Source organism: Alteromonas sp. a30 (assembly GCF_026788005.1).
GTDB lineage: Bacteria > Pseudomonadota > Gammaproteobacteria > Enterobacterales > Alteromonadaceae > Paraneptunicella.
The window spans coordinates 147,277-171,745 of the sequence record NZ_JABEPE010000004.1; the positions used below are offsets into that span (position 1 = coordinate 147,277).

A 24,469-nucleotide genomic window follows, 5' to 3' on the forward strand; every position below is an offset into this window, starting at 1 on the left:
TATCTTTACAATTGTGTATTTTTTACTTAAGTATTAAAGCATAGCCCATAGTATGCAAAATGTTCGCTATCACATTGAGATATATCAATTTTTAAGACATCACTCGGCCTGCTTAGAATAGTTTCTCCTGTCTTAGTTCGTTGAATTCTGTAATTTAGTTACAAAAAGAGGTAGATTGAAGCAACAAAAGAAAGCAAAAATCTTAATTTTTGGTAATTTAGCAAGATAATTGGAGCTAACATGGCAGTGAAGTTAGATAGAAAACTCAAAGACACCGTAAAGAGTCTGGGCAAAACTTTGGGGGAAGCTATTCAAACTCAGCTTGGTGAGGCTTGGTTACAGCGCATTGAAGACGTCCGCCTTAAAGGTCGGGAATCATTCAAAGGCGACAATGAGGCAACCCAATACCTCAAATCAATGTTTAATGAATTAAGCAATGACGAACTACTTACCGTTGCCCGCGCATTTACACAATTCCTTAATCTTGCCAATATTGCAGAGCAAGAACATAACAGCCATCACGCCGCAGACGACGTATTCAAAAGCTTATTCGATAAGCTAAAACAAAGTGATGTGGAAGCGAGTTCCTTTGAAAGCGCCTTACAAGATCTGGATATTGATCTTGTACTCACCGCGCACCCGACGGAAGTCTCTCGACGCACCTTTATTCATAAATACAGCGAGCTTTCCGATTGCTTAACACAGCTCAATAACGATTGTTTGGACGACGAAAGCGCCGAAAACATACGTGCTCGTATTGCAGATTTGATCACCCAAGCGTGGCACACCGACGATATTCGCTCCGAGCGCCCGACCCCAACGGACGAGGCTCAGTGGGGCTTTGCCGTTATCGAGAATTCCTTGTGGGAAGCCGTTCCTCAGTTTGTTCGTATGCTTGATTGCAAATTACAAAAGCAGTTTGGTAAGAACTTACCTTTATCAGCGACGCCTGTGCATTTTAGTTCATGGATGGGGGGTGATCGCGATGGCAACCCGTTTGTTACCGCGCAAGTCACAGAAAAAGTGCTGTTGCTCGCTCGAAAACGCGCTGCACGCTTGTTCGCTGCCGATATCGAAAAGCTTCAAGTGGAACTTTCTATGCGGGATTGTGACGATGCTTTGCGCGAAAAGGTTGGTCAATCCAAAGAACCTTACCGTGCCTTGCTAACACCGCTATTGCGCCGTTTACGCAATACGCACGATGGCATTGAGGCCTATCTTTCTGGCGAAGCGGTAGACAGAAGCAAGTGGATTAACAAACAAGAAGAACTGATTGACCCCTTACTTCTATGCTATCAATCTCTGATCAACATGGGCATGTTACGTGTTGCTAATAGCGAACTGCTCGATACCATTCGCCGCGCTTATTGCTTCGGTATTCATTTATTGCGCTTGGATGTTCGCCAAGATTCCGAGCGACACGCCGACGTCTTTAGTGAAATCACTCAATATTTAGGCATGGGAGATTATCACCAATGGAGCGAAACCGAAAAACAAGCGTTTCTGCTTGAAGAGTTGCAGTCAAACCGCCCGCTTGTTCCAACCACTTGGTCGCCATCCCCCGACGTAAAAGAAGTGTTAGACACCTGCAAAGTTATTGCCCAAAACAGCCAATCGGGCTTCGGTATTTACATCATCTCCATGGCGAGTTTGCCTTCAGATGTGCTCGCCGTAAAACTCTTGCTTAAGGAAACGGGGATTTCATGGTCGATGCCGGTGGCTCCATTATTCGAAACCTTAGATGACTTGAATAACGCACCACAAGTGATGGATGCGCTAATGAACATCGACTGGTATAAGGAGCACATTGATGCGCATCAATTCGTCATGATTGGTTATTCGGACTCTGCCAAAGATGCGGGTGCAGTGGCGGCAGGTTGGGCACAATATCAGTCGCAAGAAGCCTTGGTCGAACTGGCTGATAAATTCGGCATAGAATTAACGTTATTCCATGGCCGTGGAGGCACTATTGGTCGCGGAGGCTTACCAGCTCACGCTGCCATTTTGTCGCAACCGCCGGGGTCATTAAAAGGTGGATTTAGGGTAACGGAGCAGGGCGAAACCATTCGTTATAAGTTTGGAATTCCGCGCCTTGCAGAGCGGAGTTTAAACTTATATGCCAGCGCCATTTTAGAAGCCATGTTGTTGCCTCCACCGAAACCTAAACAAGCGTGGCGCGAGATCATGAGTCAAATTGCGGCGAATGGACGCGACAATTATCGAGCGGTGGTACGAGATAACGACACGTTTGTGCGTTACTTCCGAGAAGCCACACCAGAATTAGAGCTTGGCAAATTGCCATTAGGTAGTCGCCCAGCAAAACGCAAACCAAACGGCGGCATCGAGAGCCTACGCGCCATTCCTTGGATTTTCGCTTGGGCGCAAACACGTATGGTATTACCTTCGTGGTTAGGGGTAATGAAAGCCATGCAGACAGCGCTAGATAATGGCGGTGAAAATACCATTAAAGATATGTTTGCGCACTGGCCATTCTTCCAGTCGCGTTTATCCATGCTTGATATGGTCTTTTGTAAGGCCGACATTCGCATTGGTGAAGAGTACGATAAACGTTTAGTGTCTGACGAGTTAAAACACTTTGGTGCGCAGTTGCGCCAAGAGTTACAAGACAGTATTGAGTTGTTGTTAAAACTCACCAATCAAGATCATGTGATGCAGAGCGACAAGCCGGGCTATGAATCCATGCGGATACGCGCGAAGTATTTACAACCCTTACATTTCTTACAAATTGAGTTGTTGCATCGTATCCGTCAGCTTGCTGAATCGGAAGAAATACCGGAGCTGGAAAAGGCCATGATGATCACCATTACTGGCATTGCCGTAGGGATGCGAAATACAGGATAAGTAAACTGGTGTTGGATAACCGTGCCTACCTGCTCTCAGCCGACTTTTCGTGGCTGAGAGCAAAATACGCCAAGATTGCTTAACCGTGCCGCTACTCACAAATAATTAGAGCAAAGGCGCAATCACCAAGCTCACAATCGCCATTACATTAATTAGGATATTCATTGCTGGACCTGCGGTATCTTTAAACGGATCACCAACGGTATCACCCACCACTGTGGCAGCATGAACATCAGAACCTTTGCCACCATGATGGCCTTTTTCAACATGTTTTTTTGCGTTGTCCCATGCACCACCTGCATTGGCCATCATCAAAGCAAGTAACACACAGCCTAATAGCGCCCCTCCGAGCATTCCACCTAACGCATGAGCTCCAATCCCAAACCCTACCGCAGGCGGAGCCAACACGGCTAAAATACCGGGCAGTAACATTTTTTTTAGCGCAGCTCGCGTGGCAATATCAACACAGCGCGCGGTATCTGGTTCGGCATTGCCCTCCAATAACCCTTTGATGTCTTTAAATTGACGCCGAATTTCTTGGATCATTTCAAATGCTGCATCACCCACAGCCGTCATAGTAATAGACGCAATTAGAAACGGTAAAACGCCCCCAATAAACATGCCGACTAGCACTTTGGGATCACCTAAGTGCAGCACAAACGGCTCGCTCGACTGCACCGTTATCGTTTCAACAAAAGCCGCAATAATCGCTAACGCTGCTAACGCTGCGGCTCCAATGGCAAAGCCTTTGCCAATTGCAGCAGTGGTGTTCCCCAACTCGTCTAATGAATCGGTAATGTTACGGGTTTTTTCCCCTAAACCGCCCATTTCTGCAATGCCTCCTGCGTTGTCGGCAACGGGGCCATACGCATCTATTGCCATTGTCATTCCGACAGTGGCTAACATACCAACAGCAGAAATACCGACGCCGTACAACCCAGAAAGCTCAGTGGACACATAAATAATCACGCAAATAGTTAAAATTGGTATAACGACAGATTGCATTCCAACAGACAGCCCCGTAATCATCACGGTTGCCGCCCCCGTCTCCCCTGATTTTGCAATTTTACGAATAGGGTTAGATGATGTGTAATATTCCGTCACTAAGCCAATCACGATTCCACCTAATGCCCCTGTCACCACAGACCACCAAATGTGAGTGCTAACTTCCATTCCTACCATCAATAAATATGACGTTAATATAAACAACAAGGCAGCGGAAATAGTGCCTGCCCGCAGCGCCGAGTCGGGCTGATTAGCCGATAATAACTTCACTAGCAAAATCCCAAGCACCGAACAGATCAATCCTGATGACGCCAGTGCTAACGGTAGAAACATAAGATTCTCTCGACTACCTAAGGTGCCAGTAAACATAGTCGAAGCAATGGCAATCGTAGCAATCATCGCACCGCAATAGCTCTCAAAAATATCCGACCCCATCCCCGCAACATCTCCCACATTGTCACCTACGTTGTCGGCGATAACACCGGGGTTTCGAGGATCATCCTCTGGGATGCCTGCTTCTATCTTACCGACTAAGTCTGCGCCAACATCCGCACTTTTGGTAAAAATGCCGCCACCAACACGAGAAAATAGCGCAACAATAGATGCCCCCATGCCGAAACCATGAATGGCGTGAATCGACTCAGGATCACCGGCAAAGTATAGATATAACCCTCCTAAACCAAGTAACCCCATAGACGCCACGCTCAATCCCATTATGGAACCTCCCATAAAAGCAATGGATAACGCTTGTGGTGCGCCAAAATCATGCGCGGCTTGAGTGGTGCGCACGTTCGCTTTAGTTGCTGTGTACATGCCAATATAACCAGCTACTCCTGAGCAAAGTGCGCCTACAACAAACGCTAAAGTTGTTTGAAAACCTAATGAAAAGTAGATTGCTATTGCCACGGCAAGCGCAAAAATAAACAGCATTTTGTATTCGCGGTGCATGAATACCATCGCGCCTAGGTGAATCGCTTCGGCTATTTTGGCAATTACGGGATTGTGGACGGGGACTCGACGAATTAATAAATACAAAATCAACGCCATGAACAAGCCAATTAAACCTATTACAGGTGGAAAATAGATTGCAAACATCACGGCATCTCCCAATAAATCGTCTTCGTAACAGCATATGCTCAGGGATACAATCACGCTACCGATATCGGTAAAATATCTATCTTAAGGAATAAACGCTTACATAATTCTTGCGCTGTATGCGTATATCCACTTCACTTGGTAAGACCAAATCCCGTATATTAACGCCTAGCAACACTGAGTTTAGATTAACATCTTGCTACGCTAATTAGCTCTTTCAAGCCAGAACTTAGGCTGATTTTGGCCTAACATTATTCACCTTCGAGACAGTAAAAATGAAGAAATCCTTGTTAGGAATGTGCATCACCGCTGCACTGTTATCTGGTTGCAATAGTACCAGTTCCAATACACAAACGACCCGCACTGAAAATGCCCAAGCTCAACCAGAAGAAGCCGTTTTAAACTCTAGTTCAAAAGCCGCCGCATCCGATGCTCTGGCGAGACTTGCTGATGCGTATGCCGAGGAAACCTTAAAACGTAATCCATTAAATGCTATGTTTTTTGGCGATAACCGCTTTAATCACACATGGCCAAACAGCATTGCCCCCAGCTTTATTCAAGAAGGTATTGCCTTAGATACAGCCTATCTCGCCAAACTGGAAGCCATTGATGCGTCACAGCTTACAGGCCAAGACTTCTACACTTATGAAATCTTCAAAATGAACCTGAAAAACGGGTTAGAAGGGGCGCAATTCCCAAGCGAGTTACTGCCAATCAGCCAGTTCGTTTTTAGCCCCCATAACGTTTTCATTCAGTTAGGCTCAGGTTTAAGCGCGCAACCCTTTAACAATGCAAAAGACTTTGAAAATCTCATTAAACGCGGCGAAGGCTTCGCGGTTTGGATGGAACAAGCCATTATTAATATGCGCAACGGCATTGAGCGTGGTGTGGTATTACCGAAACCAGTGGTTGAATCCATCATTCCACAATTAGAAGCACAAATTTTTGATAACCCAAGTGATAGCAGCTTAATGACGCCTCTGAACAATGCGGGCGACAAACTCTCCGAGGCAGAATTGCGCCAGCTCAAGCAAGAATACTTGCAGCTCATCGACGCTAAAATCACTCCTATATTCAAGAAAATGCTGGCCTTCATGCAAAATGAATATTTACCTCACGCCAGAAATACCCACGGTTATGGTCAGCTACCGAACGGTAAAAAGTGGTACGAATATCAAATTAAAACCAACACTACTCTGCCGTTAACCGCCGATGAAATTCATCAAACCGGACTCAATGAAGTCAAACGTATTCACAACGAAATGCGCGACATCATGAAAGAAGTGGGATTTAAGGGCGACTTAAACGCATTCTTCAATTTCTTAAAAAATGACCCACAATTTTACTTCGACTCACCGGATGACGTCCTCAAAGCGTATGAAGACATCAAGGCCGAAATGGCAACCAAAGTGCCAGCATTATTCGATGTTATTCCAAAAGCAGACTACATTGTGCGTTCGTATCCTGAGGCCCAAGCGAAATCTGCTCCGGGTGCATCCTATATACCGGGCGCACCCGATGGCTCTCGTCCCGGCATTTTCTTCGCCAATACCTACAACTTAAAAGCACAGCCTAAATACGGCGTGGAAACCTTATCTATTCACGAAGCCGTTCCGGGACACCATTTTCAGCTTAGTTTACAAACCGAGTTGGACGAACTCCCCATGTTACGCCGCATGAACTTTTACACTGTGTACGCTGAAGGTTGGGCGCTTTACGCGGAAAGTTTAGGCAAAGAGTTAGGTATGTTCACCGACCCTTACCAATACTTCGGCAAACTCAGCGCTGAGTTATTCCGCGCAATGCGCTTAGTGGTCGATACCGGTATTCACGCTAAAGGTTGGACGCGCGAACAAGCGATTGAGTACATGCTTTCGAACTCCGACATGGTGGAATCCGACATCACTTCCGAAGTGGAGCGTTACATGGTCATGCCGGGGCAAGCAACCTCTTACAAAACGGGGCAAATTAAAATTAAACAGCTTCGCGAGTACGCAGAAAAAGCTCTTGGCGATAAGTTTGATATTAAAACCTTCCACAATTTAGTGTTGTTAGATGGCTCACTGCCCATGCCGTTGTTGGAACACAAAATTAGAGAGTGGGTGAAAAGCGCTTAAATAGCGCTTCCAATGGTTCAGTTACAGTGGGTGGAGTATAAACGCCACCCGCTTCACTTTCTCAAAGTCGCTTTCGCATCCCTGCTCGCTCAAGGCTTTTCGTCCTGAAAAGTATGCTTTTCGAAAGTGAATCAACCATCGTTTTTTGAGTTTGTCTGCCGTAATTCAACAAGTCACCTGTAGAGAATTAGGCGCAAACCCTCAGCCGCAGGGAAGCGGCTGCGGAGCTTCCATGGATGGATTCACAGCGAGTTTGCGATAAGTCTCTACCGGTGACTCTTAGCTTATTCGAACCGCGAGTGACTAAATGCGAACTACACACTTTGCACTTCAATAAGATGATTGTTGAAGTGCATCACATGCGCTGCTTCATATTGCACCTTGGTTAACGGGCCGTAAGCAAAATGCTCATGCAACGGCGCTTCAAACTGCTGGAATGCTAGCAACGACGCTTTAAAACGCTGTGCAGCAGTGTAGATATCGCTAGGGCTTTCACTCACGCTAAGCAATGGTGCGCCGGGAATTTCCTCTGCCAAATTATGCGTCATTTTTCCTTTAGTATGAAAGGCACTAAACGCCAACTGCCCGATACTGCCTTTGAACAATGCTGATTTATGGTGAGGATAACCCGTCATCGAATATTCCACACTCTGCGCAAGGTGAGTGAACATTTGCGCTAACGACCACTCGCCTGCTTTGCTGAGTTTAGAGGCCAATAAGCGCTCTAATTTAGCCAGCGCAAAATCAATGGTTAACGGCTCATGTTGAGGCGTAATGCTGAACCAAACACCAAAGCTCACTGCGCTAACCGCCACACTCGCTACTCCTGTACCAATTAGGAATTGCCGCCTGTTCATCGCCTTAACCTCAAAACATAATAGATGGGAAACAAACGAGTCTACTTTAAGTTTTGAACGTGGCAAAGCGTTGACAATCTTTAACACTTGCTGTTTGAAGAGGCTGGCAAACCAAAACCACGAAAAGAAACGCTCGGTTGTATTATGAAGAAAGCCGCACCTTTAATGTGCGGCATAGGGAAGCGTTGAGGTTATTTTAAATAGACATTGTCGATGCCTGTATCAATGGTCCCTCCCCCAGTAGAAGTCCAATTTATAGAGCCGATTCGCCCGTTACCAACAACACCAATAAATCCAACCACAAATGGGTCGTGATCAACAACGACCTCAGAAATAAGCTCTCCATCGATGCCATAAACTTTGACAAATCCCGGTCCAAAAGTGTTGATTAAAGTATCAAAGCCAACACTCGTTACCGGATCTGTAAAAGTAAGTGTGTAATTCTCACCACCATTAGACGTAAGTGTTTGGGAGGGAGGCGGAAACTGAAAGTCATCACACCGGCAAACAATTAGGTTTCCTGTATGCGTTATTCCATTACGGGTCACTCCAGAATTTCCACTTATTCCGGGAACTTCATAATCCTCTGCTAACGTAGCTCCTGTTGCAGATAAAAAGGCACTCTTGTCGCGGTAAATAGTTAAGGATGTTGCTGTTTCGTTCTCGGTTTCAAGCGTCAATACCACCGATGGCGTTGCCTCAGCATTGGATAAATACCCATTGCCCACTTGCCCGCGATAATTACGACCAAACGCTAACACGTCGCCACTTTGCATCACGACAACAGAGTGATAACGACCGGCTTCAATGTCGGTGGCTAAGCCCGATAGCGGCACTTTGACTGGCACAGAAGAGGCAGTAAACGAGCCATTACCCAGCTGACCATAAGTGTTATCTCCCCATGCCCACACGGTGCCGTCGTTACGCAACGCTAAAGAATGCCTGTCTCCGGCGGCAATATCGATAACGTTGCTCAGCCCAGAGGCCGTCACCGCTATAGGCGCATTCACTGTGCTGTTATTACCCAGTTGCCCATACGTATTCCAGCCCCACGCCGCAACCGTGCCGTCCATTTTCAGCGCTAGCGTGTGCGCCGTACCTGCATCAATGCTCGCCACATCAGTAAGGTCTTGAACTTGCGTGGCAACGTTCCGGTTCAATGTGGTGCCATCACCCAAACGACCAAAGGCGTTGTTGCCCCACGTATACACCAAGCCTTGCTCAGAAAGCGCCACGCTATGGTAATCCCCAGCAGACACTTGCTGAATAGCCGATAAGTTTGCCACCACAACTGGCGTAGTCGCGTTTTGCGTTGACGCATCGCCCAGTCTGCCATCGGCGTTATTACCCCACGCCATCACACTACCGTCATTAAGCAATGCTAAAGAGTGTGCTTCTCCCCCCTCTACTTGCTGTACATTCGCTAAATTAAGCACCTGCGGGGTGTATGCATCCGTGGTGCTACCCAGTCCTAGTTGACCGTCCCTATTTTTACCCCACGCCACCACACTGCCATCGGTTAAAATAGCAAAGCTATGATTACTGCCAGCGGACAATGCACTAACGCTGCCTAAATCCAGCGGAATCGGTGAATATTGGCTTACGCGCTCACCATTTCCCAACTGCCCAAACGCGTTATAACCCCAGCCCACAATGCTTCCATCATTCTTTTGGAGCAAATTATGGTCACTGCCAATCGTCACCTCGACCGCTAAAGCGGACAATGAAACGGCACAACAAACTGCACTTAATAGGAGCGTCTTCATGGTTTAATCCCTCGTTATCGTCGTTATCATGAGGACACAACAATATACCCACAAAGGTAATTTTAAAGGACTTTTGTTAGCACCTAATATCAGGATTGAATAACTAAGGGGAGAGAAAAACGGATCGAATATAAAATTCAATCCGATCTTTTTAGATTATTTTATGTAGTAGAGGAGTTCGTTTTGCACAGGACTTGTATAAACCATGTCTCCATAAGGCCAGATATCAAAGTCCGTAGTTGATTCACGGAATAATGCAGCGCCTTGAGTCTTGTAATGAATTGAACGAGAGTCCATCAGTAAAACCATCGAATAATCCGTTCCCGTTACCGTACAACCCGCTGTTTCGTCATGCCAAATGGGTTGCGAAGAACCAACAACACTAACACTAGAAAGAGAGTTTACATCCGTCGGTTTACGGCAATTACCGCTCTGTAATTTACTGGCGGATAAATGCGCTTCCCTACCATACTCATCCACAAACATCATACCGGTTACCATTGTCGATAATATGCTTCGCCAATGTGCATCTGTCATGACGCTAAACTCCGATGGTGTTACCACGCTGCTTACTTGTGTTTTGGCAATGCCGTCTCGATGATTAGCGTATAATGTCCAGCCGCCCCCTGCTCGCACCATCTCACAATACGCATTAAAAGGAGCCACACCTCCATCACCATCGGGGTCAATCAAATACAGTCCACTTGGACTATTTGGGTTCATCGCTTTAATGCTTCGACAAGTAGCAGGCACACTGCCGGTTTCAAAAGTAAACGCTACCAATGGCGTTGCCTCAGCATTGGATAAATAACCACTCCCCACTTGCCCGCGATAATTACGACCAAACGCTAACACATCGCCACTTTGCATCACGATAACAGAGTGATAACGACCGGCTTTAATGTCGGTGGCTAAGCCCGATAGCGGCACTTTGACTGGCACAGAAGAGGCGGTAAACGTGCCATTACCCAGCTGACCATAAGTGTTATCTCCCCATGCCCACACAGTGCCATCGTTACGCAACGCTAAAGAATGCCTGTCTCCGGCGGCAATATCGATAACGTTGCTCAGCCCAGAGGCCGTCACCGCTATAGGCGCATTCACTGTGCTGTTATTACCCAGTTGCCCATACGTATTCCAGCCCCACGCCGCAACCGTGCCGTCCATTTTCAGCGCTAGCGTGTGCGCCGTACCTGCATCAATGCTCGCCACATCAGTAAGGTCTTGAACTTGCGTGGCAACGTTCCGGTTCAATGTGGTGCCATCACCCAAACGACCAAAGGCGTTGTTGCCCCACGTATACACCAAGCCTTGCTCAGAAAGCGCCACGCTATGGTAATCCCCAGCAGACACTTGCTGAATAGCCGATAAGTTTGCCACCACAACTGGCGTAGTCGCGTTTTGCGTTGACGCATCGCCCAGTCTGCCATCGGCGTTATTACCCCACGCCATCACACTACCGTCATTAAGCAATGCTAAAGAGTGTGCTTCTCCCCCCTCTACTTGCTGTACATTCGCTAAATTAAGCACCTGCGGGGTGTATGCATCCGTGGTGCTACCCAGTCCTAGTTGACCGTCCCTATTTTTACCCCACGCCACCACACTGCCATCGGTTAAAATAGCAAAGCTATGATTACTGCCAGCGGACAATGCACTAACGCTGCCTAAATCCAGCGGAATCGGTGAATATTGGCTTACGCGCTCACCATTTCCCAACTGCCCAAACGCGTTATAACCCCAGCCCACAATGCTTCCATCATTCTTTTGGAGCAAATTATGGTCACTGCCAATCGTCACCTCGACCGCTAAAGCGGACAATGAAACGGCACAACAAACTGCACTTAATAGGAACGTCTTCATGGTTTAATCCCTCGTTATCGTCGTTATCATGAGGACGCAACAATATATCCACAAAGGTAATTTTAAAGGACTTTTATTGACACCTAATATAAGGATTGAATAACTAAGGGGGAAAACGAACGATGTGATGTGGTGTGAGTAATATTAGCTAAAGAGCCTCTCTCAATTATTAGTCGCCGATAGAGAATTACGAGTAAACCCTTTGCCGCAAGGAAGCGGCTACAGAAACCACATGAGTGCCTACATGGAGGTTTCGCGGCGAGTTTACATTCCCAAACGCCGTTACCACCTTTCATTTTCCAACTTTTTGCCAAAGTAAACGCTCGCGGGCGCTTTCCTCTATCATTTACGCTAGCCTTCTTTCCCGCGAGTAAGCTAGAATATCGACCTTCAAAATAGCCGCTCAGCCTTAAAAATTTACGGAATAAATATGTCGTTATCTGTTGTCATCCTCGCTGCCGGAAAAGGCACAAGAATGAAATCTGCCTTGCCAAAAGTGTTGCACCCTATCGCTGGAAAGCCCATGGTCCAACATATTATCGACACCGTGACGGCCCTTGGCGCACAACAGATAAACCTTGTTTACGGGCATGGCGCAGAGCAACTGCAAAGCGCGTTGGCGCACAATAAGGTGAATTGGTGTCATCAAGCGGAACAATTAGGCACTGGTCATGCGGTCCAACAAGCCGTTCCACATGTAAACGATAACGACGATGTATTAGTTTTGGTGGGTGACGCACCGCTGATTAAACAACAAACGCTTCGCAAATTACTCGACGTAAAAGCACAGGCCGACATCGCCTTGCTCACAGTAGAGGCACAAGATCCAACTGGTATGGGCCGCATTATTCGTGAAAACGGTAACGTTACCGCCATTGTTGAGCACAAAGATGCCACCGACGCCCAGCGCGACATTAAAGAAATCAACACTGGCATTATGGTGATGTCCGGCGCAGACCTAAAACGTTGGGTGAGCCAGTTAGAAAACAACAACGCACAGCAAGAGTATTACTTAGTGGATGTAATTGGCATGGCCGCCAAAGAAGGCAAGCAAATTCAAACTGCTAAGGCACAAAGCGAAGTGGAAGTAGAAGGCGTGAATAATCGTGTGCAATTGGCGCGTTTAGAGCGTGCCTATCAATTAGAACAAGCACAGCGTTTAATGCTAGAGGGCGCAACCTTAGCCGACCCTGCCCGCGTTGATATTCGCGGCAATGTCAGCACAGGGCAAGATGTGTTCATTGATGTCAACGTGATCATGGAAGGCAAAGTCACACTAGGCAATAACGTGGTAATCGGCCCCAATTGCTTGCTGATTGACTGTGATATTGCCGACAACACTCGCATTGAAGCCAACTCCGTTGTGCAAGAAGCCAAAGTCGCGGAAAACTGCACCGTTGGGCCTTACGCACGATTGCGTCCGGGCGCGGTGTTAGGCAAAGGTGCCAAAGTGGGCAACTTTGTGGAAATGAAAAAATCAACATTGGGCGAAGGCTCCAAAGCCAACCACTTCACCTATCTTGGCGACACCATAGTCGGCAAGGGCGTCAACATTGGCGCAGGCACCATTACTTGCAACTACGACGGCGTGAATAAAAGCCAAACCATTATTGGCGATGGCGCCTTCATTGGTTCGAACTCATCTTTAGTTGCGCCGGTGAATATCGGCAACAATGCCACAATTGGCGCAGGCTCTACCATCGCTAAAGATGTACCAGAAGAAAACCTCGCCGTGGCGCGCGGTAAGCAAATTCTAAAATCGTCTTGGAAGCGCCCAACGAAGAAGTAACCTGCGTTAACTTGCTGTACAAAAGAAAATCATGAAAATTCGCCTAGATGACCTCACACATCCAAAAGTCATTGCGCTGTTAGAAGAGCATTTGCAGGACATGCACGCAGTGTCTCCGCCAGAAAGCATTCACGCGCTGGATTTAGCCGGCTTGCGCCAACCTGAAATGCGCTTTTGGAGCATGTGGCATGGTGATGAACTCGCCGGTTGTGTTGCTTTAAAACAACACGATGCACAGCTAGGTGAAATAAAATCCATGCGCACTTCACGAGCATTTCATCGCCAAGGCATCGGCTCCCAATTATTAACCCATGTCATTGAGCAAGCCAACGCTTTGCAACTCACGCAACTTTCCCTTGAAACCGGCATTGAAGACTATTTCGCCCCTGCCCGCGCCTTATATCGTAAGTTCGGCTTCACTGAATGCGCGCCTTTTGCACAATACAAACTCGATCCAAACAGCGTATTTATGACGCTTTTGCTCTAAATACCTGTTCCAAACTATCAGTCACCCATAGAGAATTAGGAGCAAACCCTCAGCCGCAGGGAAGCGGCTGTGGAGCCTACATGGAAGTATCCACGGCGAGTTTGCGATAAATCTCTATGGGTGACTGACAATTAAACACAGCTATTTAGGCAAACCCAAGAAAATAAGTTACGAGTAACTCTTGCAATAAGTTTCGAGTTAACTAAAATACTTTCGAATTGAAATTTAGACTTTTTAAAAACAGGTTTGATTTTCTTAATACCTGTATCTAAATACCTGTTCCAAATTATCAGTTGCCTACAGCGAGTTTGCGATAAATCTCTGTAGATGACAGACAATTAAACGCAACTATTTAGATAAGCACTTCGAAACAAACACTAACGCGAAACGATACATCACGCATGAGCATCAGCCGTCGAAATACGCAACAGCGCAGAAGACAAATCCTCGATCGTATTGGCGAAAAAGGAGAAGTAAGTGTGGAAGATCTCGCCAAACGTTTCTCCACATCGGAAGTAACCATTCGCAAGGATCTTGCTGCACTGGAAACTGATGGCCTTGTGCTACGTCGCTTTGGTGGCGCGATTCCCATGCCCACCGACGCCCCAGAAGTGAACAACGAAAAAGTTTCGAATCGAAAGATAGCAATCGCAAAATTGGCTGCAAGTCTCATTAACGATCACGATCGCATTGTCATTGATTCAGGCTCGACTACCAGCGCCTTGTTACCAGAACTCAATCACAAACACGGATTGGTGGTAATGACAAACTCGTTGCATTTGGCACAAGACTTACTGGAATTGGAGCGCGAGCCCACCGTACTCATGACTGGTGGCACATGGGATACACAGTCAAACTCTTTTCAAGGCGCAATGGCTGAGCAAATGCTCAACGCTTACAACTTTGATCGCGCTTTTGTGGGTGCAGCGGGGCTGGATGTGGACCGAGGCACCACCACTTTCAACGAATTAACTCAGCTAACACAGGCAATGGCGGAGGTTTCTCGCCAAGTGATTGTGCTTGCTGAGTCCAGCAAATTTGAACGCAAGATGCCCAATATTGAACTGACTTGGGACGGCATTTCAACCTTGATTACCGATGAACTTATCGCGCCAGACATTAAAGCGGAGCTGGAAGATCAAGGCGTTGAAGTGTTATGTGCGGAAATCGCTGAATAACACTAAATTTAACGGAATTTACGGAGCAAACTATGTGTGGAATTGTAGGCGCAATCGCCGAACGTAACGTGGTCAATATTCTTTTAGAAGGGCTAAAACGCCTAGAATATCGTGGTTACGACTCCTCCGGTGTGGCACTTATCGACGCCGATAACAACTTAAACCGCGTGCGCCGCACTGGCAAAGTACAAGCCTTACAAGACGCCATCACCGAAACGCCCGTTAAAGGCGCTATTGGCATTGCTCACACACGCTGGGCAACCCACGGCGGCGTGACACAGAAAAATGCTCATCCGCATTTCTCCAGCGACGATTTAGCTGTAGTTCACAACGGTATTATCGAAAATTACCAAACACTGCGCGACGCCTTGCAGTCTCAAGGTTACGTATTTTCTTCTGAAACCGACACCGAAACGATTGCCCACAGCATTCACGCCGAATTGAAAACAGCAAGCTCCTTGCTAGAAGCCGTTCGAGCAGCCGTTAAGAAATTCCACGGCGCTTACGGCACGGTGGTAATGAACAAAAACGACCCCGACACCTTAGTGGTGGCGCGCTCTGGTAGCCCGTTAGTTATCGGCCTTGGCATTGGCGAGAACTTTATCGCTTCCGACCAACTCGCATTGTTACCAGTCACTCGCCGCTTTATCTTCTTAGAAGAAGGTGATGTGGCTGAAATCACCCGCACTAGCATTCGCATTTTAGATGCAGACGGTAACGAAGTAGAGCGCCAAATTCACGACTCAGAAGTGGAACACGATGCTGGCGACAAGGCAGGTTATCGTCATTACATGCTCAAAGAAATTTACGAGCAACCAACAGTGGTGCGCAACGCATTGCAAGCGCGTTTAACCGAAGCCGGTTTAGCCGACAACTTGTACATTAGCAGCACAGATAAAAACGCCGATGAATTGCTAGCAAAAGTAAAACACGTGCAAATTGTCGCCTGTGGTACGAGCTACCACGCGGGTTTAACCGCACGTTATTGGTTAGAGCAACACGCGAATGTGTCGTGCAATGTGGAAATTGCCTCGGAATTCCGCTATCGCAAATCCTTCGTACACGAAGGCAGCTTGCTCATTACCATTTCTCAGTCAGGCGAAACCGCCGACACTTTAGCAGCGCTGCGCTTAGCCAAAGAACAAGGCTATATGACCAGCCTGACCATTTGTAACGTGCCCGGCTCATCCCTTGTGCGCGAATCCGACTTTGCCTTTATGACCAAAGCGGGCGCGGAAATTGGCGTGGCATCCACCAAAGCCTTCACCACACAGCTAACCGCATTGTTAATGCTCACCTTGAAGCTGGGCCAAGCTAATGGCAACGGCAACAACGCCATGAACGAAGCGCAACAAACCGCCTTTATTAACGCGCTCACTACCTTGCCGGCCAAGCTAGAAGAAACCCTAAATTTAGATAAAGAAATTAGCGGATTAGCAGAAGAATTTGCCAACAAATATCACGCCTTATTCCTTGGCAGAGGCGACCAATACCCCATTGCAATGGAAGGCGCATTAAAACTAAAAGAAATATCCTACATTCACGCCGAAGCCTATGCATCGGGCGAACTTAAGCACGGCCCGCTGGCACTCATCGACGACGAAATGCCGGTTATTGTGGTTGCCCCAAACAATGAATTATTGGAAAAACTCAAGTCCAATGTGGAAGAAGTGCGCGCCCGAGGCGGCATCATGTACGTCTTCGCCGACAAAGACGCAAAATTCGAAAGCGACGACACCCTGCGCGTCATCAATCTACCGCACGTCGACGAAATCGTCGCGCCCATCGTGTACACCCTGCCATTACAGCTACTTTCCTACTACGTCGCCGTAATAAAAGGCACCGATGTAGACCAACCGCGTAATTTGGCTAAGAGTGTGACCGTGGAATAAATGGGAAAGGTTTGGGATAAAAGTTGTGGGATGACAATAAAGTTTCATCCCACACAATAAAGGTATCACTTTTTACAATAAAGATTCACTCTTATTGTGGAGAGGCTAATCTTGGTGCTTTATCCTTTATTGCTACAATTTTGATCTTCCTCAACAGTATCAGGATTTAATAGGCAGAAAAAAATACCAGTGAGTAGGATAGTTAGGACTTCTATTAGTATTCCCTACAGCTCAAAAGCCCCTAACAAGATAAAAACTTCAATGCAAAGACCGACAAAAGAGCAAATCCAGGCTTTACCTATTTATGAAGGAGTCAAATTCGGAAATATTGCCGTTGTAACAAACCAATATCAGGCAGTGCGTGTACTCAATAAATTAAAACAAACTTCCTGCCTAGGCTTTGACACTGAAAGTAAACCTTGTTTCAAAAAAGGCCAGAGCAGTGATGGGCCACATCTTATTCAGTTAGCCACAGAATCTAAGGCCTATCTATTTCCAACACAATTTCACTTCAACGTTTGCATCGTTAAGGAAATTTTAACTGATCCAGCAATTAAGAAAGTTGGTTTTGGATTAAACGAGGACAAAAAACTTCTATGCCGAAAATATGGTATCCGACTAGCCAATCCAGAAGAACTGTCTTCTAAGGTCATGAAATTTGCACAACTAAAGGATAGGGTTGGAGCAAGAGTTGCCGTTGCAATGCTTCTTAAAAAGCGTCTTGCAAAGAGCGCTCAGCGGTCTAACTGGGCAAAGTTTCCTCTAGACAAGCACCAAATCAAATATGCTGCAAATGATGCCCATGCGGCATTGATTTTAGAGCTGGAAATTGAGAGGGTAAAATCGCTGGGAGGTCAGTTGTAAAAAATCCACTAGAAGTTTTTTATTACGGAACTCATGCGTAGATAGTTAAGTAGTACGATTTCGCTATACTAATCAAATCAGCGGTATAAAAGAGAATAACCCTTTCATTAATTAATAGGGTTACTCTTCACGCATACAGTGCAAAATAATTGTAAAAAACTTGAAATTTAAGCCTAATAAATATACCTACTCTAAATACAATTCATAAAGTGCGGTGAATGCTGTAACACCGCCATTTTCAAGGTAATTAGTAATTGCAAGACAGACTTGGTTTTCTATTTTAGCTTTATGCTCAAAACGTAACCTCCCTAACTCCGCACCATAGTTTTGCTGTAAAACTGCTAACATAACTCTGCTATACCAATACTGGCTAAGTCCTTCTGGGGACTGGTTTGGATTCATATTATTTAATTCATGTTTTTGTTTATTACGCACTGCCTTTTGCAAGAAAGCCAAAGGGGATTGTTCTACGCCATACATACCGGTTACTAAAGAAGGTACATTAATTCGAAGTTTTTGATCATGTAAAATCAGGGCTTTAATTAGCATTCTGGGAGGTGAACTCTCATCTATAAATGGATTGTTACATAAGGATTCGACATATTTGGCTTGTTCCTCCAATGTTGACTTTAAACGAAGTGGCTTGGAGGCTTTGGTCAGATACTGAAGGCACTCAGAATCGGAGGCATTCTCCCAACTTTTAGAAGCATACGGATTTAGATCGAGTGGATGCTTTGAAACTATGGAAGTAATCAAGTGATTTGATTTATGACGCTGCGTAAACTCTCGAGCACGAATTGCTAGGTATGTGCAACGTGGAGTGGTGGTGGTTCTTTTTTAACTGGATTTGGCAATGAGTTTGACCACTCTTGTATTTCACTTGATACGAGAGCAAAGTAGGAATTTAGATATAATTGTGGGTCATGGCTAATTTGGTCATACAAGTCCAAGAAATCATTAGCTACATAACTTTGCGTACAAGTTAATGTTTCAACAACCTTCGACATTTTCTCCCCCTCGAGATCTGACATCATAAAGCGAAGGTGACAAAGTATTTCAGACAATATAGCGGAGTTTTCTTTTGCTTCAGATTCTCTTAAAGGATGTTCAGAGCGAAATTCATAATTACATTTATCCGTACTATCACTCAATAAAAGCTTCATAAGTTTGCTCCTGAACCGATATATTCGATACATTAAAGTTAAGACTTTGTAAGCTTGATTACGATCTTGTTTTAAGAATGTTAGAAACGGTATGCCCACTAAGTTTTTAATATCCTTTTTAATTTTTTTGCATAAATCTTCGACACTACCGCCATAGGTTGTTTGTAAATAATTATATAATTCCTTTTCGCTGTCAGAAGGGATGGGGTCTGGGTAGCCAGGTTCGTACCCTGAACCATATATAATTGCGCGTTGCTCTCTGGAAAGTATCGAAAAAACATATCCTTGCAAATTCCCCCAAGAACCCCCAATTATTCTATCTTCGACATTTCTTCTGATAAAAGCTGAGCTAGCTTCACCATTATCATCTTTAAAGTCTGTAAGAAAAGGTTTTAAACTATCAATGTCTTGTGATAGACCTGCGCATCCTAGGATCATTTTATTCTGTAAGTTCATGGCATTTATCCCTCTGCTCGATTGATAACGGTAAAGGCTGTATTGATCAACACCAACCGAACACTTTGACTAATTTCAACATTCAATAAATGAAATACTATTTGAACACTATTTCCTGTGCTTGAGTTTGGTATCCGAGCTATGACCAAAGTGTAAAGCACCACTTTCGTTGTATTTTCAAGAGTTCGTTCTAATCTATTCATCATGCTCCCCATGTATAATTTTTAATAATTTAGTAAATTTGATACCGGCGTTAAGAACTATACTTTCAGACCACAGAAGCAATCAGGGGAGGAAAAGATCATTTTTCATGTAACCTTTAATTTATAAGCTTTTTAACCGAAAAGAAGTTATTTGATAGCTAGGAGTTCAGTAATTAAAGCTTTTTTGTCGGGTTACATGTGAACTCTCAATCAACTGTAATCAAGTAACATATTGAGGAGTTTAATCCTTATAAAGGCTGGGCTTTCATGGCTAACTTACCCCTTTAATAATTCAGATTGTTTGTAACAATAAAGTTTCACTCTAAGGCCAAATAAAGCTATGCTGTTCATAGAGTATTTCATTTGGCTTTTTTATGGCATCTGCTTTCAAAGGACTCACGCAGTCTCAAATTAATAAACGGATTAAAGAAGGGCGTGGGCAAGGCTCTGGCGCTGACTATCAGCCCTTTATCTACGTTCATGAAATATCTCCTCAAGGACGAGTTCATCGCTTGTTTGGCTTCAAGACCAAGCGAATTCTTCACTTATTATCGGACTTGGAACTAGCGATTTTCCTTATTCTGGATTGGTCGCCGGATGTCATTGATATTCGCGAGCAATTCCCTATGAATGTGGATGATACCATTCGCATTGCGCATGAGGCTGGTTTACCCCACTGGAAATATAGTGGCGTTAATCAGGTGCTTACCACTGATTTTGTCGTTTCCAGTACAAATCCAGAAATGAAGCTATTCGCTATCCAAGCTAAACCCGCTGAAGAATTGGAGAAGGCTGGAACCATTGAGCGGTTGGAGCTTGAACGACGTTACCTTGAATATAAGGAAATACCTTGGGATATCATTACGAAAGAAGACATCCCTCAAACCATTTTGCAAAACATCCAATGGCTATATCCAGCCCAGGAAGACAAGTTAAAAAATCAGGAATTACAACATTACTTTGAACTGTTTCGAAGAGAGTTCCAAAAACTACCGGATGCGGGAGCAATTTCAATCGCGCAACGTTTAGATATGTCATACGACCTCGAAAACGGCACCGCATTGTATTGGCTCCGCTGCTTACTCGCTAAACGCTTTTTTGCATTTGACATGGAGATTCCCTATCGCAAATTGCTAGTGTCTGATTTGCATGAAAATGCTCATGACGAGCCGGAGGAAATTCATGCTTCAGCTTAATCAAGTATTCCAGTTGCACGATCAACAAATGCGCATTGTCTGGCGAGATAGCAAAATCGTTTTTTGGATCGACATTAATGCCAAAGCTCCCTGGCCGGTGGCAATTAAATCAGAAGAAATTGAAAGCCTAATTATCGAACAGGAACTCGTTCCAATAGATGACCCATACCTATCACTGATACTAAGAGAAATTGATAAAACCAGTACCAACTGGATTAAGTGTGAAAAAGCCTGGAACATCATCAAGGATCATATTAATGATGTCGCCTTATTTTATCGAAATGAGCGTGGAAAACTCATCAACAGTTTGGTTGAACAACATCAAGTCACTAAGCAATCTATCACTCGTTATATTCGCCGATATTGGCAGCGAGGAATGAATCAGTATGCCTTGCTTCCTGATTATGTGAACTCTGGTGGTAAGGGCAAAACAAGAGATACCAGTAAAGGAAAACTAGGGCGAAATAGAGTGATCACCGATGGCATTGGTCACAATGTCACGCCAGATATAGCCAGAGTGTTCAGGCAAGCCATTGAGGTATGGGTACTAAATAAGAAAAATACATCCGTAGCCGATGCTTACGCTATTGCTGTAGCAGCCCTGGAAAAAACAGAGCTTGGTACTGATAAAACTCGCTTACCTACAGAGCGGCAATTCAGATATTTCTACAAGCGTGAGTACACAACAGAGGAAATCATTACCAGCCAACTTAGTGATATTGATTACGAAAATAACTATGCCGCTTTAAAAAGCACATCTACCACAGAAACTCTTGGCCCAGGCTATCGCTACCAAATTGATGCCACTGTTGCAGATATCTATCTGCTTTCTGAATACGACCGTACCAAAATTGTCGGAAGGCCTGTTCTCTACTTTGTTACCGATGTATTTAGCCGCATGGTTGTTGGCATGTATGTCGGCTTTGAAGGTCCGTCTTGGGTGAGCGCAATGATGGCTGTTGCTAACGCTGCGTCCAATAAAGTGAATTACTGTAAAGAGTTCGGCATTGAAATATCTCATGAAGACTGGCCGGTCGAAGGACTACCTGACACTCTACTTGCAGACCAAGGTGAATTTAAGGGCACTAAAGTAGAAACCTTTATTAAGGCGCATCGGGGCCATATTGAAAATGCCAAAGCCAGGAAAGGCAGCGCTAAAGGGATTGTTGAGAATAAATTCCTAACAATACAGCGTGACTTTAAGCCTTATTCCGAAGGTATTGTAGAGCCTGTTATCAGTAAAAAACGAGGTGGCAATGATTATCGTCTGGATGCCACGCTAACACTCTATGAGTTTACTCAAAAAATCATTTATATCGTGCTTTACCACAACAATAAAAAGCAAATGGAAAAGTACGATCCTTGCGAGGGAATGCCGACATCAGTTAAACGCATTCCGTTAGAACTCTGGAACTGGGGTACGTCCGCGCTTACCGGTAAAAACAGACCAGTTAACGAAGAATTACTTCGTATTAATTTGCTACCCCACACGACAGCTACTGTTTCAGATCTTGGTATTCGGGTATTTGGTGCTTATTACACTTGTCAGGAAATCGTTCAACAAGGTTGGCTAATAAGAACCGTTAAAAACCGTCCGGCGAAGATACAAGTCGCTTATGATCCACGATTGGCTGACCATGTTTATATTCGGCCTAGCGGCAATCTGGATGAATATTGGGTTTGTAATCTATCAGACCATAGCCGAAGGTTTAAGGGCATGACATTTTGGGATTTATGGCGAATTGTGCGGGAAGAAAATAAAGCTATGGCTAATCAAAAAGTTGATTCTGCTTTAGCCAAAGGCAGTCTCATAGAAAAGCTTGCGGAAATAGAGGCCGAAGCAAAGAATAAAAAGCCTGATTTCTCGTCAGCCTCTAAAACTCAAAGAGTTAAGGATATCCGAGAAAACAAACAACTTGAAAAGGCCGCTGAACGCGCTAAAACCGCTATTCGTCCTTCAACGCCCCAACAGGAAAAGCCTGCTAAGGTGGTCTCTATAAACAAAGAAACGCCACAAGACTATAACTTTCCGGATATGACTGACATCCTATTCAAGGAGGATGACGATGAGTGAGCAACTATTTCAGGGGCGTATTCCACATGCCATATACAAAGAGCAAGAACTTGAAGAATACAGCGAGAACCCGTTTACTGCTGCCCTTCCTCATATTTTGAGCTTTTCTGAAGCCTCAGAAAGAATGCGAGACAAGCCTAAGTTTAAGGAAGAAGAAAAGTTTCTCGATGGCAGTGTTCGCGTTCATGCCATTGCTCGGCTTCTACGCAGCTTTTATCAACCTCTTAGTCAGCACTTACAGCTTGAACAAAAAATCTCATTGCTGATTCGTCAAGGGTATATGGGACGTAGCCCGAAAACGGGTGACTTTTACAAGCAACAGCAAAATGCCTATCAGAGAGTGATGGAGCGTGATCTCGATGCCAAAATATTTGATGACGTAACTTCAACTGCTACATCGTTATCAATTTTCGGGTGCTCTGGTTGTGGTAAATCCCGTGCCATAGAACGCATTACAAAAACTTACCAACAAGCGATTTATCATCCCAAATATAACATCACGCAAGTGGTGTACCTAAGGCTTGAATGCCCTTCAGGTGGAGACTTAACCGAGCTGTGCCTGAGCTTTTTCGTGGAAATGGATAAGATATTAAATACTCGGTACAGCCAGAGCCATGGGCGCAAGAAGCTAGGTCCAGAAGGACTAAAAACCAATATGGCAATTATCGCCAACCTCCACGCATTAGGCGTTTTGATCATAGACGAAGTACAAAACCTTAATGAAGCTCGTTCTGGCGGAGCCAGAATCATGAACAACTTCTTCGTGTCATTGGTAAATACAATCGGAATTCCGGTTATTCAAATTGGCACACCCAAAGCCAAAAAGTTCTTTCAAAGCAACCTTAAAGACGCTCGCCGCGTGACGGGTTTAGGCAGTATTCTTTGGACAAGAATGCCAAAAGACAAATACTGGGAAAGCCTGTTAAAGCGTCTGTGGCAATATCAATGGCTGCAAAAAGCAGAAGACCTAACGCCAGAGCTCATTGATACTATGTACGACCTGACACAAGGCGTCATGGATTTTGTGGTGAAGCTGTTTGTACTGGCTCAAGCCAGAGCAATCGCTATTGGAAGTGAGCGGATAACGGCTCCCTTACTAGAAAAGGTCTATTTTGATGAGTTTCAGCCTGTTCACCCAATGATAGATGCACTGAAAAGTGGTAATCCAAATCTCATCAAAAACTATGATGATCTGACATTACCAGCAGTGGAAAACAAATTGCTTGAGATCGTTCAAGACGTAGAAGTGCAAACAGAAGTAATAAAAGATCACGAAAAGCCAACCGGAGATAAGGCCAAGATCCTGTTGTCGTTACTCCTGCAAATGGACATAGATGAAGATATCGCCATACCTATGGTTGATAAAGTAATGACCACCACCCCAGATCTACCAATACCTGCCTTAATAAACAAAGTCACCCAATTTGCGACCAAAGAGCTTAAAGACAGCAATCCCAAGCCAGAGAAAACCAAGCGAATAAAACAAGCTGATTGGAAGGATTTACCCACTAATGACTTACGTTATATTTTTGCGACTAAGGGGAAAAGACAATGCGTGAAAGCCTTGCTAGCAAAGGGTATTGTGCTATTTCTCAACTAATTAAA

At 45.1% G+C, this 24,469-nt stretch carries 16 protein-coding genes; 10 read left to right on the plus strand and 6 right to left on the minus strand.

Translation table 11 applies throughout. The features are described 5' to 3' along the window. The first annotated feature begins 240 nt into the window (after positions 1-240). Positions 241-2,862: a phosphoenolpyruvate carboxylase gene (ppc, locus tag HJG39_RS05955; RefSeq protein ID WP_268407814.1), complete on the plus strand. Its 2,622-nt coding sequence runs from the start codon at positions 241-243 to the stop codon at positions 2,860-2,862. A 105-nt stretch (positions 2,863-2,967) separates the two neighbouring features. On the opposite strand, the gene HJG39_RS05960 is transcribed toward ppc, so the two are convergent. Beyond that, on the minus strand, positions 2,968-4,962 hold the full coding sequence (locus HJG39_RS05960) for a sodium-translocating pyrophosphatase (RefSeq protein WP_268407988.1): 1,995 nt from the start codon (positions 4,960-4,962) through the stop codon (positions 2,968-2,970). Between the two features lie 275 nt (positions 4,963-5,237). On the opposite strand from HJG39_RS05960, the gene HJG39_RS05965 reads away from it, so the two are divergent. Further along, positions 5,238-7,079 carry a DUF885 domain-containing protein gene (locus HJG39_RS05965; RefSeq protein WP_268407816.1) on the plus strand — a complete coding sequence of 614 codons (1,842 nt, stop codon included), beginning with the start codon at positions 5,238-5,240 and terminating at the stop codon, positions 7,077-7,079. Positions 7,080-7,393: 314 nt separating this feature from the next. Here HJG39_RS05965 and HJG39_RS05970 read toward each other — a convergent pair whose 3' ends face one another. The 3 genes from HJG39_RS05970 to HJG39_RS05980 form a co-directional block, all read right to left on the minus strand. Beyond that, entirely contained in the window at positions 7,394-7,936 is a 543-nt protein-coding gene (locus HJG39_RS05970; protein ID WP_268407818.1) for a DUF1569 domain-containing protein, read from the minus strand. 191 nt (positions 7,937-8,127) lie between these two features. Then, on the minus strand, positions 8,128-9,702 hold the full coding sequence (locus HJG39_RS05975) for an RCC1 domain-containing protein (RefSeq protein ID WP_268407819.1): 1,575 nt from the start codon (positions 9,700-9,702) through the stop codon (positions 8,128-8,130). A gap of 156 nt (positions 9,703-9,858) precedes the next feature. Next, on the minus strand, positions 9,859-11,562 hold the full coding sequence (locus tag HJG39_RS05980; RefSeq protein ID WP_268407821.1) for an RCC1 domain-containing protein: 1,704 nt from the start codon (positions 11,560-11,562) through the stop codon (positions 9,859-9,861). 430 nt (positions 11,563-11,992) lie between these two features. On the opposite strand from HJG39_RS05980, the gene glmU reads away from it, so the two are divergent. From glmU to HJG39_RS06005, 5 genes are all read left to right on the plus strand, one after another. Beyond that, on the plus strand, positions 11,993-13,351 hold the full coding sequence (glmU, locus tag HJG39_RS05985; protein WP_268407823.1) for a bifunctional UDP-N-acetylglucosamine diphosphorylase/glucosamine-1-phosphate N-acetyltransferase GlmU: 1,359 nt from the start codon (positions 11,993-11,995) through the stop codon (positions 13,349-13,351). 31 nt (positions 13,352-13,382) lie between these two features. Continuing rightward, positions 13,383-13,838 (plus strand): GNAT family N-acetyltransferase, encoded by a 456-nt coding sequence (locus HJG39_RS05990; protein ID WP_268407824.1) that lies wholly within the window; start codon positions 13,383-13,385, stop codon positions 13,836-13,838. 407 nt (positions 13,839-14,245) lie between these two features. Further along, positions 14,246-15,016 carry a DeoR/GlpR family DNA-binding transcription regulator gene (locus tag HJG39_RS05995; RefSeq protein ID WP_268407990.1) on the plus strand — a complete coding sequence of 257 codons (771 nt, stop codon included), beginning with the start codon at positions 14,246-14,248 and terminating at the stop codon, positions 15,014-15,016. 32 nt (positions 15,017-15,048) lie between these two features. After that, complete coding sequence (glmS, locus tag HJG39_RS06000) at positions 15,049-16,908, plus strand: glutamine--fructose-6-phosphate transaminase (isomerizing) (RefSeq protein ID WP_268407826.1); 1,860 nt, start codon at positions 15,049-15,051, stop codon at positions 16,906-16,908. Between the two features lie 261 nt (positions 16,909-17,169). Beyond that, positions 17,170-17,772, plus strand: a complete 603-nt coding sequence (locus tag HJG39_RS06005; protein WP_268407827.1) for a 3'-5' exonuclease — start codon at positions 17,170-17,172, stop codon at positions 17,770-17,772. A 186-nt stretch (positions 17,773-17,958) separates the two neighbouring features. Here HJG39_RS06005 and HJG39_RS06010 read toward each other — a convergent pair whose 3' ends face one another. Next, the gene (locus tag HJG39_RS06010; protein WP_268407829.1) at positions 17,959-18,321 is read right to left on the minus strand and encodes a hypothetical protein; all 363 of its coding nucleotides are present in this window, start codon (positions 18,319-18,321) and stop codon (positions 17,959-17,961) included. Between the two features lie 251 nt (positions 18,322-18,572). Further along, a complete protein-coding gene (locus HJG39_RS06015) occupies positions 18,573-19,391 on the minus strand; it encodes a hypothetical protein (RefSeq protein ID WP_268407831.1) in 819 nt (272 codons plus the stop codon). 577 nt (positions 19,392-19,968) lie between these two features. Here HJG39_RS06015 and HJG39_RS06020 point away from each other — a divergent pair. The 3 genes from HJG39_RS06020 to HJG39_RS06030 are packed head-to-tail and all read left to right on the plus strand — an operon-like array spanning position 19,969 to position 24,464. Then, the gene (locus tag HJG39_RS06020) at positions 19,969-20,790 is read left to right on the plus strand and encodes a TnsA endonuclease C-terminal domain-containing protein (protein WP_268407832.1); all 822 of its coding nucleotides are present in this window, start codon (positions 19,969-19,971) and stop codon (positions 20,788-20,790) included. Next, positions 20,777-22,864: a Mu transposase C-terminal domain-containing protein gene (locus HJG39_RS06025; RefSeq protein ID WP_268407833.1), complete on the plus strand. Its 2,088-nt coding sequence runs from the start codon at positions 20,777-20,779 to the stop codon at positions 22,862-22,864. Before HJG39_RS06020 ends, HJG39_RS06025 begins: the two co-directional genes overlap by 14 nt. Continuing rightward, on the plus strand, positions 22,857-24,464 hold the full coding sequence (locus HJG39_RS06030) for an ATP-binding protein (RefSeq protein WP_268407835.1): 1,608 nt from the start codon (positions 22,857-22,859) through the stop codon (positions 24,462-24,464). The genes HJG39_RS06025 and HJG39_RS06030 overlap by 8 nt, the downstream gene beginning before the upstream one ends. Positions 24,465-24,469 lie beyond the last annotated feature (5 nt).

Excerpts from the sequence above, each read along its gene's own strand:
- ppc (WP_268407814.1), top strand. The coding sequence starts at position 241 with ATGGCAGTGAAGTTAGATAGAAAACTCAAAGACACCGTAAAGAGTCTG.
- HJG39_RS05960 (WP_268407988.1), bottom strand. The coding sequence starts at position 4,962 with ATGTTTGCAATCTATTTTCCACCTGTAATAGGTTTAATTGGCTTGTTC.
- HJG39_RS05965 (WP_268407816.1), top strand. The coding sequence starts at position 5,238 with ATGAAGAAATCCTTGTTAGGAATGTGCATCACCGCTGCACTGTTATCT.
- HJG39_RS05970 (WP_268407818.1), bottom strand. The coding sequence starts at position 7,936 with ATGAACAGGCGGCAATTCCTAATTGGTACAGGAGTAGCGAGTGTGGCG.
- HJG39_RS05975 (WP_268407819.1), bottom strand. The coding sequence starts at position 9,702 with ATGAAGACGCTCCTATTAAGTGCAGTTTGTTGTGCCGTTTCATTGTCC.
- HJG39_RS05980 (WP_268407821.1), bottom strand. The coding sequence starts at position 11,562 with ATGAAGACGTTCCTATTAAGTGCAGTTTGTTGTGCCGTTTCATTGTCC.
- glmU (WP_268407823.1), top strand. The coding sequence starts at position 11,993 with ATGTCGTTATCTGTTGTCATCCTCGCTGCCGGAAAAGGCACAAGAATG.
- HJG39_RS05990 (WP_268407824.1), top strand. The coding sequence starts at position 13,383 with ATGAAAATTCGCCTAGATGACCTCACACATCCAAAAGTCATTGCGCTG.
- glmS (WP_268407826.1), top strand. The coding sequence starts at position 15,049 with ATGTGTGGAATTGTAGGCGCAATCGCCGAACGTAACGTGGTCAATATT.
- HJG39_RS06005 (WP_268407827.1), top strand. The coding sequence starts at position 17,170 with ATGCAAAGACCGACAAAAGAGCAAATCCAGGCTTTACCTATTTATGAA.
- HJG39_RS06010 (WP_268407829.1), bottom strand. The coding sequence starts at position 18,321 with ATGCTAATTAAAGCCCTGATTTTACATGATCAAAAACTTCGAATTAAT.
- HJG39_RS06015 (WP_268407831.1), bottom strand. The coding sequence starts at position 19,391 with ATGAACTTACAGAATAAAATGATCCTAGGATGCGCAGGTCTATCACAA.
- HJG39_RS06020 (WP_268407832.1), top strand. The coding sequence starts at position 19,969 with ATGGCATCTGCTTTCAAAGGACTCACGCAGTCTCAAATTAATAAACGG.
- HJG39_RS06025 (WP_268407833.1), top strand. The coding sequence starts at position 20,777 with ATGCTTCAGCTTAATCAAGTATTCCAGTTGCACGATCAACAAATGCGC.
- HJG39_RS06030 (WP_268407835.1), top strand. The coding sequence starts at position 22,857 with ATGAGTGAGCAACTATTTCAGGGGCGTATTCCACATGCCATATACAAA.